This window comes from Nonomuraea monospora, assembly GCF_039531895.1.
In the GTDB taxonomy this organism is placed as follows: Bacteria; Actinomycetota; Actinomycetes; order Streptosporangiales; family Streptosporangiaceae; genus Nonomuraea; species Nonomuraea monospora.
Genome location: NZ_BAAAQX010000030.1, coordinates 113282 through 129517 on the forward strand (window position 1 = coordinate 113282; position 16236 = coordinate 129517).

The window sequence follows — 16236 nt, forward strand, 5'->3', positions numbered from 1 at the left end:
GGGCCGTCGGTGAACAGGTTTCAGGCCGCCTCGACCAGACCGAGCCTCATGAGCAGCCGCTCGCGGACGAGCGGCCACTCGGAGTTCAGGATCGAGTAGAACGCGGTATCTCGGACCGTGTTGTCGGCGCCTCGGCTGTCCGCTCGCCGCACCCCGTCGAAGTGTGCGCCGAGTGCCTCGATGGCGGCCCGGGATCTGGTGTTGCGTACGTCTGCCTTCAACGTGATGCGATGGACGTTCCAGGTCTCGAAGGCGTGCGAGAGCAGGAGGAACTTGCTCTCCCGGTTGACCCCCGTGCCTTGGGCGGAGGCGCCCAGCCAGGTGTAACCGATGTCCGCCACGGACGGAATGTCGCCCACCGCACCTCGTGTACCCGGAGGCCAGGGCATGGGGCCCTGCCAATACTCCAGGTGCATGAGACGGGTGGCACCGACCACGCGGTCGGTGTTCAGCCACCGGATGGCGAAGGGCATCGTGCGGCCCTCCGCCTGCTCAGCCATGGCCGCCTCCACGTAGGAGACCACCTCGTCCCGGCCGTTCGGGACGCGAGTGAAGGTGTAGGTGGAGCGGTCTTCACTCGCCGCGGCGACCAGGTCATCGACCGCCGCGAGGCTGAGAGGCTCCAGACGCACGGAGCGTCCGGACAGGGTGACAAGAGCGGGCATGAGCACATGATGGGGGTTGCCTGACGTGCACGTAACCAGGCCGTGCGACCCAACTTTCCGCCGGTTTTCTCCCTGCGGCGTTTTCCCAGGTCAGAGGCCCCTTTTGGGGGACGGTAAACCCGCTCTTGGGCAAAGATTCGCCTAACCGTGACCCTAGCCGCCGCACGGCGCGGGGACGAGCGCGGAACGCGGCTTCGGCGCGGTGGCGTGGCGGCGCGCCGACAGCTCTCGCAGACCCGCCGAGAGGAAGTCGAGGTTGTCCGCGATCCACGGCAGCCGGAGCGGATCCGGGCTGGTCAGGGCGGTCATGCGCTCTTCCGCGGTGTCGCCGTAGAGCAGGCTCACCGCGACGCGCACCCGGGCGGCCGAGGGGTCGTCGCCGAACGCGTGCCCCGGCAGGACGCCGATGCCGTGCTCCTCCAGCAGCAGCTTGGTGATCTCGGCCGAGCCGCCGAGCCGCAGATGGCCGAGGTCGGGATAGAGATAGAAGCCGCCCTGCGGCATCGGCACGTCGGCTCCGGCCGCCACGAACCTCTCGTGCACCGCCCGCGCGACCAGACCGTGCAGCCGGCGGCTGCGGGCGATGCGCTCGGTCAGCTCGGGCGGGTCGCTGAAGGCGTAGGTGGCCGCCTCCTGGACGGGCGCCGCCGGCGCGGACCAGATCTCGCTGGCCACGGCGAGCAGTTGCCTGCGCAACAGCGGGTCGTTCTCCGGCAGCCGCGCCACGCCGATCCGCCAGCCGCCCAGGGCCAGGCTCTTGCTCAGCCCGGTGGTGATGATCGTGCGCTCGGGCGCCAGATCGGCCGGAGAGACGTACGGCAGGGACGGGTCGTGCACGAGGTCGCGGTAGATCTCGTCGGAGATGATCGTCAGATCGAGCTCGCGCGCCACCTCGACCAGGCGGGCGACGGTCTCCGGCGAGGCCAGCCGCCCCGTCGGGTTGTCGGGCAGGGTCACCAGCACCGAGCTGACGGTGCGGCCCTGCGCCCTGGCCCTGACGACCTGCGCGGTCACCAGCTCCGGGTCGGGTACTCCGCCCTCTCCTGATGGTGCGGGCACCAGGATGGGACGGGAGCCGACCAGATCGGCCTGCGCGGCGTAGCTGACCCAGCTGGGCATGGGCAAGACGATGTCTCCGCCGATCGCCAGCAGCAGGCCGTACAGCAGCGACTTGCTGCCCGGTCCGCTGACGACCAGCTCGGGGTCGGTGGCGAGCCCCCGTCGTGTCCAGTAGCCCGCCGCCGCGGCCCGAAGCCCGGACGCCCCCGCGACCGGCCCGTAGCCGTTGCGCTCTGATGCGGCGGCCAGCTTGTCGCGCAGCGCCGGGTGGACGGGCAGACCGGCCTCACCGAAGGCCAGGTGCAACACGCGTTCCCCGGCGCGTCGTCTTCGTTCGATGTCCTCGTTGGCCGCCAGAGTGGCGGACAAGGTTACGGTCATGTTTGTCACGTTCCCAGGGTGGTTGGATGAAGGCATCGGCACAAGCGAGGCTTTTTGTGGGTAGGCATAAGGAAATCTGATGCTCGAATTGCGGCGTTTGGTCCTGATCTGCGAGTTCGCCAGGAAGGGAAGTATCTCCGCCACGGCCGAGTCGCTCGGCTACAGCCCGTCGGCCGTCTCCCAGCAACTGGCCGCGCTCGAACGCGAGACCGGCACGGCCCTGATCGACCGCACGGCGCGCAGCGCCGAGCTGACCGACGCCGGCAGGCGGCTGGTCCTGCATGCGGAGCGCATCCTTTCGATGGTGGAGGAGGCCGAGTCCGACCTGTCCGCGCACGCGGGCAAACCCGCGGGACGCGTCGTGGTCACCGCCTTCCCGACCGCGGCCGTGGCGTTCGCGCCCGCGCTCGCCCGGTCGCTGCGCCGCCACACCGAGCTGACGCTCCGGCTCGGCCAGAGCAGATCGGGACGCGGCATGCGCGAGGTGCAGTCGGGCGAGGTGGACATCGCGCTGGTGGACGACTGGTACGGCGGCGTGCGCGACAGCGAGACCCTGCGCGTCTTCCCGCTGCTGCGCGACCCCATGGTGCTGGTGGTGCCGCGCAAGCACCGCCTGGCCGACCCCGAGGTGCCGCTCGACCTGCGCGAGCTGCGCGACGAGCCGTGGATGGCCACGCCCGACGGCGAGCCTTCGCGGCTGGCGGTGGACCGCCTGCTCGTGGACGTGGGCGGCACCCGGCCGACGCCGTGGGAGTTCGAGGGGCTCGGGACCATCCTGTCGCTGGTCGCCAAGGGCATCGGCATCGCCGCCGTGCCCGCCCTCGCCCTCGCCGCCGGCGTGCGGGGCCTGGCCGTGAGGCAGTTCCCCGGCAACCCCGTCGGGCGGGACGTGCACGCCGTGGCGCGCGGGTCCAGCGTGCACCGGCCGTCGGTGTCGGTGACGCTGCGGGCCATCCACGTGGCCGCGCGATACCTCGCCGCCGACCTGGACCCGGTGCGTCCCGCCGAACGGCCGCGCGACAGCGGGCCGGCCGACGAGGAGCTGCTGCGCGATCCGGTGCGCTCGGCGAGCGACGTGGTGGGCCGCTCCTTCGGCGAGTGAACGACGCGATAACGTCTGCGGCTATGGCGCCGACGTACGAGATCGAGCAGCTCCTGCTCGCCCAGCCCAGCATCCGCACGGTCGCGGGCGTGGACGAGGTCGGCCGCGGCGCGTGGGCCGGGCCCGTCACCGTGTGCGCGGTCGTCACCGACCTGACCGAGCCGCCCGCCGGCCTCACCGACTCCAAGCAGGTCTCCGAGGCCAAGCGCGGGCCGCTGGCCGTCGAGCTGGCCGGCTGGGCGACCGGGTTCGCCTATGGCGAGGCCACCCACGAGGAGATCGACAGGCTCGGCATGACCGAGGCGCTGCACAGGGCCGCGCGCAGGGCGCTGGAATCGCTCCCCGTGCGCCCGGACGCGGTGATCCTCGACGGCAAGCACGACTACATCGGCGCGCCGTGGCCGGTGCGGCTGGAGGTCAAGGGTGACGGCGCGAGCATCTCGGTGGCCGCCGCCTCCGTGCTGGCCAAGGTGCGGCGCGATGCGTACATGGCGACGATCGGCTGCGTGGAGTACGGCTTCGCCGAGAACGCCGGCTACCCGTCGCCCGTGCATCAGGAGGCCCTCGCCCGGCTGGGACCGACCCCTCATCATCGTCTTTCCTGGTCATATCTAGACGAACTGCCCCAATGGCGACATCTCAAGCGTCACCGTGATCCGCTGGCGGGCGAAGGGCAGGAGAGCCTCTTCGCCTAGGTTCGCCCATGACGGCCGCACGCCTCACGGCGATCGGCCATCATTCGGGGAATGCGGATCGGGATCTTTGTCGTCGCCGGGCTGTTCCCTGGGCAGCGGCCGGGGCGGGTGCTCGCGGACGCCGTCGAGTGGATCGTCGCGGCCGAGGAGGCCGGGTTCGACGACGCGTGGATCGCCGAGCACCACTTCATGCCGTACGGGTCGTGCCCGTCGCCTGCGACGCTGGCCGCCGTCGCGATCGGAAAAACGGCGCGCATCGGGCTCGGCACCGCCGTGAGCGTGCTGTCCACGCAGCACCCCGTGGCGCTCGCCGAGCAGGCCGCCATGCTGCACCACCTGTCCGGCGGGCGGTTCACGCTCGGCGTGGGCAGGGGCGGGCCGTGGGTGGACCTGGAGGTGTTCGGCACCGGGCTCGAACGCTACGAGCGCGGCTTCGCCGAGTCGCTCGACGTGCTGGTCGAGGCGCTGTCGGGCGGGCCGGTGGCGGCCGACGGGGAGTTCTTCCGGTTCAGGGAGGTGGCGGTGGTGCCGCCGGCCCGGCTGCGGCCGGTGGTCGCGTGCACGTCCGAGTCGAGCGTGGAGCTGGCCGCCGCGCGCGGGCTGCCCATGCTGCTGGGGCTGCACATCGGGGACGAGGACAAGGCCGCCCTGGTCAAACGGTACGGGAGTGTGGGGGCCGGGCATGTGGCGGCGGGGGTGGCGTACGTGGCCGACTCGACCGCGGAGGCGGTGCGCGACCTCAGGGCGGCGATGCCCGCCTGGCTGGGGCCGGGGCTGGCCGGGTACGTGCCGGTGGACGACCGGCCGCGCCCGGCGCGCGATGCCGGCGAGTACGTGGACCTGCTCACACGCATCCACCCCGTGGGCTCGCCCGCGCACTGCGCCGAGACGCTGCTGCGCACCGCCGAGCGCACCGGCATCGAGCACTTCATCCTGCTCGTGGAGGGGCTCGGCGAGCACCAGCGGACGCTGGCGAACATCAGGAGGTTCGGCGCCGAGGTGCTGCCGCTGCTGCGCGGATGAGCCGGGCTCGCGCCCGGCCCACCGGGACGGGGCTCAGCAGTCGACGAGCTCCGGCTTCTGGTTGAGGATCTGCGCGCGCGGGGTGACGAAATCGGCCAGGGCCTCGGTCGCCGCCGGGTCGAAGACGGCCACCCGGTGGCAGTTCTGGAAGGCCAGGCGCACTCCGTAGTGGCGCTCCAGCGCGCCACGCATCGAGTCGCTCGCCAGGCAGCGCAGGAGCTGGCCGCGAGCCTCCTCGGACGGCGGCGCCACCTGGTTGTCGGCGAACTCGGCCCCGCTGTGCTCACGCTGCTTGACCAGCTCGCTGATCAGCGACCACGCGTACGGCAGCGAGTCGCGGACGCAGGCGAGGAACGCCGCGTCGTCCACCTCACCGGCCCTGGCCTGGTCGAGCAGATCGTTCGGAACGGTCAGCGACATGCTGTCTCCTCTCGAAGGGGGGTCACATTGACGCTAGGTCACCGGAGGGAAGCGCTCCAGATTCCTTGCGGGGACAGTCGTGTGGTCTTGACAGCCCTCATCAGGGGCCGTACACGAAGCCGGGATCGACCTGTTCGGCCAGGTCGGCGCCGGTGCGCTCGTTGGCCCACGCGCGGGCGTTGCGCAGGTGGAACTCCACGGTCTGGCGGCCGAAGCGGGCCCAGTCCTTCTCCTGCTCGTCCAGGGTCTTGCGGAGCAGCGCCAGCGCGTCGGAGTTGGCGGGCTCCAGGTCGTCGAGCGTGAAGTGGCGGCCCTGCTCCATGGCGCGGACCGCCGTGGAGTGCTCCATCCAGGTGAGCAGGTCGTCGCCCGCGTGCTCGCGCAGGAAGTCGACGTCGGCCTGGTCGTGCACCTTGTTGCCGATCACGGCGATGGCCACGTCGTACTTGGCGGCGTACTCGCGGTACTGCTTGTAGACGCTGACGCCCTGCCGGGTGGGCTCGGCCACCAGGAACGTCAGGTCGAAGCGGGTGAACAGGCCGGAGGCGAAGGAGTCGGCGCCGGCGGTCATGTCCACCACGACGTACTCGCCCGGGCCGTCGATCAGGTGGTTGAGCAGCAGCTCCACCGCGCCGACCTTGGAGTGGTAGCAGGCGACGCCCAGGTCGTCCTCACTGAACGGGCCGGTCGCCAGGAGCCGGATGCCGTCGGGGGTCGTCAGGCCCCAAGGGTCGGTGGCCAGGTCAGGGAACCGCAGGAGTGTCGAGCCGCGGCCGGGCGGGGTCGTCTTGACCATCGTGGCGGCCGAGGGGATGCGTGGGTTGGTGCCGCGCAGGCGGTCCTTGATCTCGGTGAGGTGGGCGCCCAGGGGCTCCGGCTGCCTGTCTGAGCCCAGCACCAGGGCCAGGTGCTGGTTGATGTCGGCGTCCATGGCCACCACGGGGGCGCCTTGGGCTGCCACGTGCCTGGCGAACAGGGCCGACATCGTCGTCTTGCCGCTGCCGCCCTTTCCGACGAACGCCACTCTCACTGTGTGCTCCAGTTGAGGATGAAAATCGTTTCCGTTTGGGACGGTCACCATCATGCCACAGCGGGCGGGCGGGGGCGGGCGCATTCGCAGGATGTACGGAACGCGCGCGCCTCACGCCTGCGTGCGCCCGAGGGCGGATGCGCGGAAAGGCGCGGTGGCGCTTGTCCGGCGGGTGGGGGCGGAGGCGCGGTGGCGCCTGTCGGGCGGGGGGTTCTGATGCCGACTCTGGCGCAGTTTCCGGGGCGTGGGCAGGGCTTGAGCGTTGTGGGTGTGCGTGTGACCGGGGGTGGATCAGGCGCAGGTGGCGTCCAGGTTCACCGGGGAGTCGGCACCGGGCGTGGCCGAGGGGCTGTGGGCAGGGGCGGTCTTGGTGGAGGAGTGCTCCTCCAGCGCGTCGGCGACCTTGCGGCGCATCAGGTACCAGTCGGGATCGGCCGTGCTGATCAGCGGCGGCACGAAGTTGAGGCTGCGGATCTTGGCGTTCTTCACCTTCTGCGACAGGTCCACGACGGCGGGCAGCAGGTCCTGGGGCAGGTCGGTGGAGATGGCCCGCTTGGTGGCGGCGGCCAGCCGCTCGAAGCTGTTCAGCACGGTCATCGGGTCGGCCTGCTTGGCCACGGCGTTGAGCAGGCACTTCTGCCGCCCCATGCGCACGTAGTCGTCGCTGTCGGTGCGTGAGCGGCCGTACCAGAGCGCTTCCTCGCCGGACAGCTTGCGGGTGCCCGCCGGGAGGAGGCCTTCGCGGCGGCGGCCGTACACGATGGGCTCCTTGATGGTGACCTGCACGCCGCCCATGGCGTCGATGATCTCGGCGAAGCCCTTCATGTCGACCATGGCGTAGTAGTTCACGGGGATGCCGAGCATGTCGGCGACGGTCTGCTTGAGCAGGGCGGGGCCGCGCCGGCCCTTGGCCACGCCGGGCACCAGGTCGGGGTTGTCCTCGGCGTACTGGAAGACCTCGTTGAGCAGGCCGGGGGTGTCGGGGCCGCTGCCGGTGAAGCCGAACGGGAAGCGGTCCCTGGCCGGGCCGTCCGGGAGCTGGACCCGCTGGAGGTTGCGCGGCAGGCCGAACAGGACGGTGGCGCCCGTCTCCACGTCCACGCTGGCCACGGTCATGCTGTCGGTGCGCACGCCCGGCCGGCTGGGGGCGGAGTCGCCGCCGAGGAGCAGGAAGTTGACCCGCTCGGCGCCGTTCCACGGGTCCTGGGCCATCACGGGGGTGGCGCTGTTGCTGGGCAGGAACAGGGTGTTGACGACGTCGCGCGACAGGTACGCCAGCCGCGTGGCGTACGCGGTGGGGGCCAGGACGAGGGCGCACAGGGCGATGGCCAGGGTGGTGGTCAAGAAACGGCCGACGGTGTCGGAGCGGGCGGGCCGTACCAGCAGGAACGACCAGATGATCACGCCCGTCCAGAGGAGCGCGATCACCACCAGCGCGACGGTGAGCCAGATGAGCCAGCGGGGCTGCACGGCCAGCGACAGGAGGTTGGTGCTGAAGGCGGTGAAGACGGTCAGTACGGCGGCCAGCATCAGGACGTAGACGGCCATGAGTGCGAGGCCGGTCCTGCGGCGCTCGGCGGCCAGGTGCGCGACCCCCCACAGCAAGGTCGAGGCGAGCGTGAGTGCGATGCTCGCGCCCAGGCCGAAACGTCGATCTTCTCCCATCATCCCTGGTCAAACCCCCATTGTGTGCCCATCCAAGTGACCCTAGTCAGGCGAAGTGCGTGATAGGCGGTGCGTAAGGGAATGGTTCGGTCAAATGCCCGTCAAGACCACATTGAGATCAAACGTGAATGTGAGCAAGAGACACGGTAGCTACGGGTTCGACGCGCCCTGGGCGCTGACCGGTCTGGTACTCGGCGCGATCGCGCTGGCGGGCCTGGCGGCGGCCTCGTTCGCCCTGGACGTCTTCGCCGCCGGCCTCGCGTTCCTGTTCGGCGCGCTCTACACGCTGGCCAGCGCGGCGAGCTACCTCTACACGACGCGGCGCGGCAAGTTCGCGGTCTGGGCCGAGGAACTGCGGCGGCTGCGTGGCGACGAGCGGCTGCTCGACCTCGGCTGCGGGAGAGGCGCGGTGCTGCTGCTGGCCGCCGAGCGGCTGGACAAGGGCCGGGCGACCGGCGTCGACCTGTGGCGGGCCAAGGACCAGTCGGGCAACGCCGAGGCGGTCACCCGGGCGAACGCCGAGGCGGAAGGCGTCGCGGAGCGGGTGGAGCTGGTCACGGGCGACATGCGGGACCTGCCGTTCGGGGACGACGCCTTCGACGCGGTGGTGTCGAGCCTGGCCATCCACAACATCCCGGCCGCTGAGGGGCGCGAGCAGGCCGTGCGGGAGGCGTACCGGGTGCTGCGGCCAGGAGGGCTGATGCTGATCGCCGACTTCCAGCACACCGCCGACTACGAGGAGACCCTGCGCGGGCTCGGCGTGGTGGACGTGCGGCGGCGGGAGGCGGGCTGGCGGTTCTGGTACGGCGGCCCGTGGTTCGGCACCTGCTTCCTTGAGGCCAGGAAGCCTGCCGGGTAGCAAGCGTTTACCAGTCGCTCGCCGGGTATCCGGAGGAGTCTATGAGCGACGTGGAAACCGGCACCATCACCACCAAGGTGCCCGCGCGGCTGGACCGGCTGCCGTGGTCCCGCTGGCACTGGATGATCGTCATCGGCCTCGGCACCGTCTGGATCCTCGACGGTCTCGAAGTCACCATCGTCGGGAACCTCTCCGCGCAGCTCGCCAAGCCGGGCAGCGGCCTGGACATCACGCAGACGCAGGTCGCGGGCACGGCCGCGGCGCTCTACGTCGCCGGAGCCTGCCTCGGGGCGCTGTTCTTCGGCTGGCTGACCGACCGGTTCGGCAGGAAGAAGCTGTTCATCATCACGCTGGTCGTCTACCTGGTGGCGACGCTGCTGACGGCGTTCTCGTTCAGCGCGTGGTGGTTCTTCCTGTTCAGGTTCATGACCGGGTTCGGCATCGGCGGCGAGTACGCGGCGATCAACTCCGCCATCGACGAGCTGATCCCGAGCCGGCACCGGGGACGCATCGACATCATCATCAACGGCAGCTACTGGCTCGGCGCGGCGGGCGGCGCGCTGCTGACCGTGCCGCTGCTGAACGACCTGCCGGTCAACATCGGCTGGCGGGTCGCGTTCGGGCTGGGCGTGGTGCTGGGCCTGGCCATCCTGCTGGTACGGCGGCACGTGCCGGAGAGCCCGCGCTGGCTGTTCATCCACGGCAGGGACCGCGAGGCGGAACAGCTCGTGGACGACATCGAGCACCAGATCGGCAGGGACGACCTGCCGGAGCCCGAGCAGTCGATCACCATTCACCAGCGCAAGTCGATCGGGTTCGTCCGGATCGCGCACACGATGGTGGCGCTCTATCCCAAGCGCACGGTGCTGGGCCTCTCGCTGTTCATCGGGCAGGCGTTCCTCTACAACGCGATCACCTTCGGGTACGCGCAGATCCTGTCGACCTTCTTCAAGATCGACACGCACACGGGCTACTACTTCGCGGTCATCGCGATCGGCAACTTCCTCGGCCCCCTGCTGCTCGGCCCGCTCTTCGACACCGTGGGCCGGGTGCCGATGATCTCCTCCACCTACATCGGGTCGGGGGTGCTCCTGCTGGGCACGGCCTGGCTGTTCAACGAGGGCATGCTCAACGCGGTCACGCTGACGGCGTGCTGGTCGGTGGTGCTGTTCGTGGCCTCGGCGGGGGCCAGCTCGGCCTATCTCACCGTCAGCGAGATCTTCCCGATGGAGACCAGGGCGATGGCCATCGCGTTCTTCTTCGCGGTCGGCACGGCGGCCGGCGGCATCGCGGGGCCGCTGGTGTTCTCCTCGCTGGTGGAGAGCGGGGTGCCGGGGGACACGGCGCTCGCGTTCAGCATCGGCGGGATCATCATGATCGCCGCTGGGCTGGTCGAGGTGTTCCTCGGGGTCAAGGCGGAACGCAGAGGGCTGGAGGACATCGCGGCCCCGCTCTCCACCGCGTCATGAGAGAGGTCGCCACATGACGGGGAACACGCGGGGGCTGTCGGACAGGTACAGGTGCGGCACGTCCACGAACACCCGCATCGGCCCCCGCTCCACCTCCAGCTTCGCGGCCATCGCCGCGTGCACGTCGGCGAGCGGCAGGTAGTTGAGGTAGCTGGTGTAGGCGTTCTGCGAGCGGAAGGTCGCGGTCATCAGCAGCGCGCCCTCCCTGATCCGGAACGCCAGCCCGATCAGGCACGGCACCGCGTCGTACGCCTCGCCGGGCGCGGTCAGCGAGATCCACGCGCTCTTGCTGTACGGCTTGACCCGCAGCAGGTCGGCCGCCCAGCCGAGCTGTCCGCCGATCCGCGCCGCGTAGCTGTACTTGAACGGCGGCACCACCGTCTGCTCGCTGAACTTCTTGCGGTAGAGCGCGAGCCGGTCCGCGTCGCCGTACCGCGTGATGATCGGATCGTCCCCGCTGACCCTCGCGATCTCGAACAGCACGGACGGTGCCTCGATGACGGGGCCTCGATCGTCGTCGGCGAGTGTCCCCGCCGACCAGACATGGCGCATCAACCTGATCCACGCCTCCCCACATGACGCCCAAAGTGCTGGGCCGGGCATTTATCCCTCCATAGTCGGAATCTGGTACGGGTCGCGAGGAAGCCGCCGCCGCCTGGTGACGTTGCAGCGGATGTAGTAGACGGCGTAGTGGATCAGCGCGACCAGCAGGATGCCGATCATGAGCAGGAGCAGGTTGGGCTCCTGCCCGCTGAGGCCGGTCACGCCGACGGTCAGGTACGTCGAGTTCACCGTGGCCAGCACCATGACGTTGATGCCCGGCCAGGCGAGTGGCGCGTAGGTCTCGGGGAAACGGGGATCGACCGGCAGGTTGGGGCTCCAGTCCAGGCCGTGCCTGAGTTTCGTGGAGTACAGCAGCCGGAAGTTGTTGATCGCTCGGGCCGTGCGGGCGTGCGCGTTCACGGCCTCGATGAGGCGCAGGAACGGCAGCACGCTCAGCACGCCGAACACGATGACCAGGGCGAACAGGTACCAGGGCACGCTCTGCCAGTTCGTCAGGCTCTGCGGATCGACCACCTTGGCGCTGGCCAGCGCGATGGCGGCGAAGAACGGCCCCGACAGCAGACTCAGCGAGAGCCTGGTCATCTTCAGCCGCTCCTCCTTGGCGGCGAGGTGGACCGCGTAGACGCCGTTGAAATCCACCGCGGCGAGCTGGAGGAACTGACTCGGCGTCAGGTCGTCCTCCTGGACCATGCGATGGGGGATCTTCCGCATGAGCATGAGCGCGCTCCTGGTTGCTGTAACTCCAGTATGAGCGCATTTTTCGGGAATGGGGCCGAGATTCCTACCAATTGTTCCAACAAATCTCGACTGATCGAAGTCAGGTAGGCGTTCCGTCGGTTCGGACGGTTTCCCGGGTCAGCTCGCAGCGGCCGTCCACACACCGCCGCCGCAACCGGCCCAGCGAGATCGTCTGCGCCAGGCCGATCAGCCAGCACGCCGGGCAGCCGCGCAGTGCGAGCAGGCCGAGCGGTGCGAGGGCCAGGCTCACCAGGCCGAACACCGGGATCAGCGCCACCGAGCCGGCCAGCGCCCCGAACCCGGCCGCGCCCCGCAGCAGATGCCGGGGCAGCGACGCGCTCGCGAAGCTCCGGTCGTCAATCATTCCCCTCGCCTCTCTCCAACGAACGCTGCACCGCCGCGCGGGCGCGATGCAGCCGCGACTTCATCGCCGGGACGCTGAGCCCCAGCAGCCCGGCCGTCATCCGGCCGCTCAACCCCTGGATGTCGCGCATGACCAGGACGGTGCGCTGGTCGGCGGGGAGCGCGGCGACGGCCGCCGCCACCCTGTCGGCCTCCAGCCGCCGGATGACCTCCTCCTCTGCCGACACCGCCCGCGCCTCACGGGCCGACACCGCCCGCGCCTCACGGGCCGACACCGCCCGCGCCTCACGGGCCGACCCCGCCCACGCCTCACGAGCTGACCCCGCCCACGCCTCCCCGGCCGACCCTGCCCACGCCTCCCCTGTCGGCGCCGTCCGCGTCTCAGCGGCCGGCTGTGGTTGCCGCAGTGCCAGGCGGGCGCGGCGCAGGCACTCGTTGCGCACGATGCGGAACATCCACGACGCCAGCGCGCCGGTGGCGCGCAGCGTGCCGATCTTCCGGTACAGGATGATGAGCGCCTCCTGGGCGGCGTCCTCCGCGTCCTCGGGGGAGGCGCACAACGTACGGGCGAAGCGCCGTACGTGCGGATGCGAGCCGGACACCAGCGCGGAGATCGACTCGACGTCACCGCGTTGCGCCCCGGCGATCAGCCGCTCGCCCGGCCACCCGCCCCTTCCCGCGCCCTCAGCCACGCGAACGGCCCCTCCTGCGCAGCACCACGACGCACGTGCAGACGAGCACGGCCGCGACGGCGACGGCGGCGACGATGATGGGAACTGACACGACAACCTCCCGGTCTCACTATTCGACACCTATGAGAGGCACCGGCCGTCGCGAAGGATTCGGGTGGGGGAATCCTTGACGTGAGTGAATCACCCCTGAGGAGTGCATCGCGTGACCGAATCATCCGGCAAGGTCCTCTACGTCGTCGTCAGCGCCGCCGAAACGGCCGGAGAGGTCGGCAGGCTCGTCACCCTGGCCCAGGACGCGGGCTGGATCGTGCAGATCGTGGCCACCCCCTCCGCGCTGGACTTCATCGACGCGGCCGACCTGGAACGCCGGACCGGGCGGCCCGTGCGCAGCCGCTACCGCAAGCCGCACGAGCCGAAACCGCCCAGGGCCGACGCCATGATCGTGGCGCCCGCGACGTTCAACACGATCAACAAGTTCGCCCAGGGCATCACCGACACCTACGCCCTCGGCGTGCTGGCGGAGGCGCCCGGCCTGGGCATCCCCGTGGTCGTGCTGCCGTTCGTCAACGACGCGCTGGCCGCCCGCACGCCGTACCGGCGCAGCGTCGAGGACCTGCGGGCCGACGGGGTGCGCGTCGTGCTCGACCCCGGCGACGACCCCTGGCGCCGGGCGCTGGAAGAACTGCTTGCCTCTGACACCGTATGAGGGCCTATGGCGTCATCAGGAAGAGGAGGAACATCGTGGGAATGGTGGAACGGGTCGACGCGGTGCTGGACAGGGGCGAGGCGCCGCACCTGCACGGCCTCGTGGTGCTGCGCGGCGGGCAGGTCATGCTCGAACGGTACGGCGCGGGCGAGGACCACGCGCTGAACGTGCCGCTCGGGCACGTGACGTTCGACCGGGACACCCTGCACGACCTCAGGTCCGTGTCGAAGAGCGTGGTGGGCCTGGTGTACGGGATCGCGCTGGCCGAGGGGCTGGTGCCTGAGCCGGGGGAGCCGCTGGTGCGCCAGTTCCCCGAGTACGGCGTCACGGGGCGCGACCATCTCACTGTCGAGCACGCCCTCACCATGACCCTCGGCATCGAGTGGGACGAGCAACTGCCCTACACCGACCCGGCCAACAGCGAGGTCGCGATGGAGCTCGCTCCCGACCGGCACCGGTACGTGCTGGAGCGGCCCGTCGTGGAGGAGGCGGGCAAGCGGTGGCACTACTGCGGCGGCGCCGCGGCCCTGATCGGCGAGATCATCACCCGGGGAGCGGGGCGGTCGCTGGCCGAGTACGCGGCGGTCCGGCTCTTCGAGCCACTGGGCGTCACCGCCTACGACTGGTCGATGGGCGATGACGGGGTGACCAGGGCCGCGTCCGGGCTGCGGCTGCGGCCGGTGGACCTGGCCGCCGTCGGGCAACTCGTCCTGGACGGCGGCCGGGGCATCGTGCCCGGTGCCTGGATCGCTGACATGTTGCGGCCCCGGGTCGTGCTGGAGGGTGGCGGCTGGTACGGCTACCAGTGGTACCTCAGCGGGGACGGGCGGGCCGAGGGGATCGGGAACGGGGGGCAGCGGCTCGTCGTGGTGCCCTCTGAGGGGCTGGTGGTGGCGGTGACGGCGGGGGAGTACGACCGTGGGCTCGGCAGCTCGCAGGCCGTCCTGGACGCCGTCCTGTCCGAAGGCGGGGAGGGCGACGCGGCCCGCTAGCCTGAGCGCGGCCCGTCAGGGGGATGCGGCCCTCAGCCGGCGCGCGGCCCTTCTCGCGGGGCGCGGCCGTGTGGAGTGGCCGTGTGCCGTGTGGCGTGGCGCGGTGTGAGGCGTGGCGAGGGCCTTGGCTGGGGTGTGGCTTGTCAGGGCGTCAGGAGGATGCGGCCTGTCAGCTGGCGGCTCTCCAGGAGGCGGTGGGCGTCGGCGGCACGCGACAGCGGGAGCGTGCGCCCGAGGTACGCCTCACTCCGCCCCTCCGCCAGCCTGGCCAGCATCTGCGGGTAGTGCGTGCCGAACACCTGCCCGGCCCAGGCGGGCCCGCTGCACGCGGTCACCGTCACGCCGCGCGTCATCAGGTCGGCGGCGGTGACGGCGGCGGGCTCGCCGGTGAGCAGGCCGTAGTAGAGCATGCGGCCGGTGCCCGGGGTGAGGTGGCCGAGCACCTGCCCGGCCGACGCGCCGCCGATGGACTCGAAGATCACGTCCACGTCACCAGGCAGCCCGTCGGGCCAGCCCAGAGTGGCGTGGTCGAGCACGGTGTCGGCGCCGAGTGCGGCGGCCCGCTCGCGCTTGGCCGCCGACCCGGCCGTGGCGATCACGTGGCCGGCGCCGAACTCCTTGGCGTGCCGGACGAGGTAGCTGCCGACCGAGCTGGTGCCCGCCTCCACCAGGACGGTCTCCGCCCCGGTCAGGGCAGCCTTGTGCAGCAGGGCGAGTGCCAGCGCGCCGGGGGCGGCTCCGGCCAGGGCGTGTTCGGGGGCCAGGCCGTCCGGCACCGGGCAGGCCATGGCGGCGGGGAGCGCCACGTACTCGGCGTAGGCGCCGAGCCCGCCGGTCACGCCCACCATCGTGCCGCCGATCAGCTTCTCGTCCACGCCCTCGCCGACCTCGACGACCTCGCCCGCCACCTCCGCGCCGATCACGGCGGGCAGGGGCAGCGGGAACGGGAGCGTGCCCGCGCGGATCTGGGTCTCGGCGTAGCTGACGCCGATGGCCTGGGCGCGCAGGAGGAGCTGGCCCGCTTCGGGACGGGGGCGGGGCAGGTCGGTGAGCCGCAGCTCGTCCGGCTCGCCCGTGCTGGTCAGAACGATGGCACGCATGACTGCTCCCTCAGGAAGTTGACCGATGGTCCATTTAATATATGGACCAGTGGTCAACTTGTCTATGGGAAAGAATTGCCGGATGGAACGTCGAGAGCGGGCCGACGCCGCCCGTAACAGGCAGGCCATCCTGCGGGCGGCCGAGGAGCTGCTGCGGCGCCACCCGCCCGAGCAGGTCTCCGTCGAGCGGGTCGCGGCCGCCGCCGGCGTGGGCAAGGGGACGGTCTTCCACCGGTTCGGCAGCCGGGCGGGGCTCATGGTGGAGCTCATGTCCGAGCGGGCCCGCGAGCTGGAGCAGGCGGTCACCGACGGGCCGCCGCCGCTCGGGCCCGGCGCGGAGCCGGAGGAGCGGCTGGTCGCGTTCCTCGCGTGCGTCGCCGAGCTGGGGGCGCGGAACGGGAACCTGATGGCGGCGCACGAGCACGCCATGGTGACCAGGAAGGGCGCCGCCGAGCAGCCCAGGGAGAGGCATCCGATCTACACGTTCTGGCATCGGCACGTGTCCGGGCTGATCGCCGAGGCTCGGCCCGACGTGGACGCCGAGGAGATCGCGCACATGCTGCTCGGCACCCTGCACATGGAGCCGATCGCGAGCCAGCTCCGTGCGGGCGGGCACGAGCGGCTGGCGGCGAGCTTCGAGGTGCTGGTGCGGGGGCTGATCAGAGGGGCTGATCACAGGGGCTGATCTTGAGGGGGCTGGATGAGAGGCGGGC

At 70.9% G+C, this 16236-nt stretch carries 18 protein-coding genes; 8 read left to right on the forward strand and 10 right to left on the reverse strand.

Annotated features, from left to right (window positions below; translation table 11 throughout):
* Positions 1-20 precede the first annotated feature (20 nt).
* Both ABD331_RS42305 and ABD331_RS42310 read right to left on the reverse strand, forming a co-directional pair.
* Positions 21-665: a GNAT family N-acetyltransferase gene (locus tag ABD331_RS42305; protein ID WP_344488162.1), complete on the reverse strand. Its 645-nt coding sequence runs from the start codon at positions 663-665 to the stop codon at positions 21-23.
* Between the two features lie 153 nt (positions 666-818).
* Positions 819-2105 carry a pyridoxal phosphate-dependent aminotransferase gene (locus ABD331_RS42310; protein WP_344488164.1) on the reverse strand — a complete coding sequence of 429 codons (1287 nt, stop codon included), beginning with the start codon at positions 2103-2105 and terminating at the stop codon, positions 819-821.
* Positions 2106-2184: 79 nt separating this feature from the next.
* Between ABD331_RS42310 and ABD331_RS42315 the strand changes: the two genes are divergently transcribed.
* The 3 genes from ABD331_RS42315 to ABD331_RS42325 are packed head-to-tail and all read left to right on the forward strand — an operon-like array spanning position 2185 to position 4925.
* The gene (locus ABD331_RS42315; RefSeq protein WP_344488166.1) at positions 2185-3207 is read left to right on the forward strand and encodes a LysR family transcriptional regulator; all 1023 of its coding nucleotides are present in this window, start codon (positions 2185-2187) and stop codon (positions 3205-3207) included.
* 23 nt (positions 3208-3230) lie between these two features.
* Positions 3231-3902 (forward strand): ribonuclease HII, encoded by a 672-nt coding sequence (locus tag ABD331_RS42320; protein WP_344488169.1) that lies wholly within the window; start codon positions 3231-3233, stop codon positions 3900-3902.
* Between the two features lie 51 nt (positions 3903-3953).
* Positions 3954-4925, forward strand: a complete 972-nt coding sequence (locus ABD331_RS42325) for an LLM class flavin-dependent oxidoreductase (protein WP_344488171.1) — start codon at positions 3954-3956, stop codon at positions 4923-4925.
* 33 nt (positions 4926-4958) lie between these two features.
* Here ABD331_RS42325 and ABD331_RS42330 read toward each other — a convergent pair whose 3' ends face one another.
* The 3 genes from ABD331_RS42330 to ABD331_RS42340 all read right to left on the reverse strand — a co-directional run bounded on the left by ABD331_RS42330 (position 4959) and on the right by ABD331_RS42340 (position 8040).
* Positions 4959-5345 (reverse strand): SCO5389 family protein, encoded by a 387-nt coding sequence (locus tag ABD331_RS42330; protein WP_344488173.1) that lies wholly within the window; start codon positions 5343-5345, stop codon positions 4959-4961.
* A gap of 100 nt (positions 5346-5445) precedes the next feature.
* Positions 5446-6375, reverse strand: coding sequence for an ATP-binding protein (locus ABD331_RS42335; RefSeq protein ID WP_344488175.1), 930 nt, complete (start codon positions 6373-6375; stop codon positions 5446-5448).
* 291 nt (positions 6376-6666) lie between these two features.
* Complete coding sequence (locus ABD331_RS42340; RefSeq protein WP_344488177.1) at positions 6667-8040, reverse strand: LCP family protein; 1374 nt, start codon at positions 8038-8040, stop codon at positions 6667-6669.
* A gap of 130 nt (positions 8041-8170) precedes the next feature.
* On the opposite strand from ABD331_RS42340, the gene ABD331_RS42345 reads away from it, so the two are divergent.
* Together ABD331_RS42345 and ABD331_RS42350 are read left to right on the forward strand one after the other, a co-directional pair.
* Positions 8171-8899 (forward strand): class I SAM-dependent methyltransferase, encoded by a 729-nt coding sequence (locus tag ABD331_RS42345; protein ID WP_344488179.1) that lies wholly within the window; start codon positions 8171-8173, stop codon positions 8897-8899.
* 41 nt (positions 8900-8940) lie between these two features.
* Positions 8941-10368 carry an MFS transporter gene (locus ABD331_RS42350; protein ID WP_344488181.1) on the forward strand — a complete coding sequence of 476 codons (1428 nt, stop codon included), beginning with the start codon at positions 8941-8943 and terminating at the stop codon, positions 10366-10368.
* On the opposite strand, the gene ABD331_RS42355 is transcribed toward ABD331_RS42350, so the two are convergent.
* From ABD331_RS42355 to ABD331_RS42370, 4 genes are all read right to left on the reverse strand, one after another.
* Positions 10363-10920, reverse strand: coding sequence for a thymidylate synthase family protein (locus ABD331_RS42355; protein WP_344488183.1), 558 nt, complete (start codon positions 10918-10920; stop codon positions 10363-10365). The two genes, ABD331_RS42350 and ABD331_RS42355, sit on opposite strands and share 6 nt — an antisense overlap.
* A 51-nt stretch (positions 10921-10971) precedes the next feature.
* A complete protein-coding gene (locus ABD331_RS42360) occupies positions 10972-11649 on the reverse strand; it encodes a hypothetical protein (protein WP_344488185.1) in 678 nt (225 codons plus the stop codon).
* A gap of 100 nt (positions 11650-11749) precedes the next feature.
* Complete coding sequence (locus ABD331_RS42365; RefSeq protein ID WP_344488187.1) at positions 11750-12034, reverse strand: hypothetical protein; 285 nt, start codon at positions 12032-12034, stop codon at positions 11750-11752.
* The gene (locus ABD331_RS42370) at positions 12027-12725 is read right to left on the reverse strand and encodes an RNA polymerase sigma factor (protein ID WP_344488190.1); all 699 of its coding nucleotides are present in this window, start codon (positions 12723-12725) and stop codon (positions 12027-12029) included. The genes ABD331_RS42365 and ABD331_RS42370 overlap by 8 nt, the downstream gene beginning before the upstream one ends.
* Positions 12726-12927: 202 nt before the next feature.
* Here ABD331_RS42370 and ABD331_RS42375 point away from each other — a divergent pair, with 202 nt between their 5' ends.
* Entirely contained in the window at positions 12928-13431 is a 504-nt protein-coding gene (locus tag ABD331_RS42375; protein WP_344488192.1) for a flavoprotein, read from the forward strand.
* A gap of 41 nt (positions 13432-13472) precedes the next feature.
* On the forward strand, positions 13473-14423 hold the full coding sequence (locus ABD331_RS42380) for a serine hydrolase domain-containing protein (protein ID WP_344488270.1): 951 nt from the start codon (positions 13473-13475) through the stop codon (positions 14421-14423).
* Positions 14424-14566: 143 nt separating this feature from the next.
* Here ABD331_RS42380 and ABD331_RS42385 read toward each other — a convergent pair whose 3' ends face one another.
* Positions 14567-15523, reverse strand: coding sequence for a quinone oxidoreductase family protein (locus ABD331_RS42385; protein WP_344488194.1), 957 nt, complete (start codon positions 15521-15523; stop codon positions 14567-14569).
* Between the two features lie 82 nt (positions 15524-15605).
* On the opposite strand from ABD331_RS42385, the gene ABD331_RS42390 reads away from it, so the two are divergent.
* Positions 15606-16208, forward strand: coding sequence for a TetR/AcrR family transcriptional regulator (locus ABD331_RS42390; protein WP_344488196.1), 603 nt, complete (start codon positions 15606-15608; stop codon positions 16206-16208).
* The last annotated feature ends 28 nt before the right edge of the window (positions 16209-16236 follow it).

Bases quoted from the DNA above. Each gene is read 5' to 3' on its own strand.
- ABD331_RS42305 (WP_344488162.1), bottom strand. From the start codon at position 665: ATGCCCGCTCTTGTCACCCTGTCCGGACGCTCCGTGCGTCTGGAGCCT.
- ABD331_RS42310 (WP_344488164.1), bottom strand. From the start codon at position 2,105: ATGACCGTAACCTTGTCCGCCACTCTGGCGGCCAACGAGGACATCGAA.
- ABD331_RS42315 (WP_344488166.1), top strand. From the start codon at position 2,185: ATGCTCGAATTGCGGCGTTTGGTCCTGATCTGCGAGTTCGCCAGGAAG.
- ABD331_RS42320 (WP_344488169.1), top strand. From the start codon at position 3,231: ATGGCGCCGACGTACGAGATCGAGCAGCTCCTGCTCGCCCAGCCCAGC.
- ABD331_RS42325 (WP_344488171.1), top strand. From the start codon at position 3,954: ATGCGGATCGGGATCTTTGTCGTCGCCGGGCTGTTCCCTGGGCAGCGG.
- ABD331_RS42330 (WP_344488173.1), bottom strand. From the start codon at position 5,345: ATGTCGCTGACCGTTCCGAACGATCTGCTCGACCAGGCCAGGGCCGGT.
- ABD331_RS42340 (WP_344488177.1), bottom strand. From the start codon at position 8,040: ATGGGAGAAGATCGACGTTTCGGCCTGGGCGCGAGCATCGCACTCACG.
- ABD331_RS42350 (WP_344488181.1), top strand. From the start codon at position 8,941: ATGAGCGACGTGGAAACCGGCACCATCACCACCAAGGTGCCCGCGCGG.
- ABD331_RS42355 (WP_344488183.1), bottom strand. From the start codon at position 10,920: ATGCGCCATGTCTGGTCGGCGGGGACACTCGCCGACGACGATCGAGGC.
- ABD331_RS42360 (WP_344488185.1), bottom strand. From the start codon at position 11,649: ATGCTCATGCGGAAGATCCCCCATCGCATGGTCCAGGAGGACGACCTG.
- ABD331_RS42365 (WP_344488187.1), bottom strand. From the start codon at position 12,034: ATGATTGACGACCGGAGCTTCGCGAGCGCGTCGCTGCCCCGGCATCTG.
- ABD331_RS42380 (WP_344488270.1), top strand. From the start codon at position 13,473: ATGGTGGAACGGGTCGACGCGGTGCTGGACAGGGGCGAGGCGCCGCAC.
- ABD331_RS42385 (WP_344488194.1), bottom strand. From the start codon at position 15,523: ATGCGTGCCATCGTTCTGACCAGCACGGGCGAGCCGGACGAGCTGCGG.
- ABD331_RS42390 (WP_344488196.1), top strand. From the start codon at position 15,606: ATGGAACGTCGAGAGCGGGCCGACGCCGCCCGTAACAGGCAGGCCATC.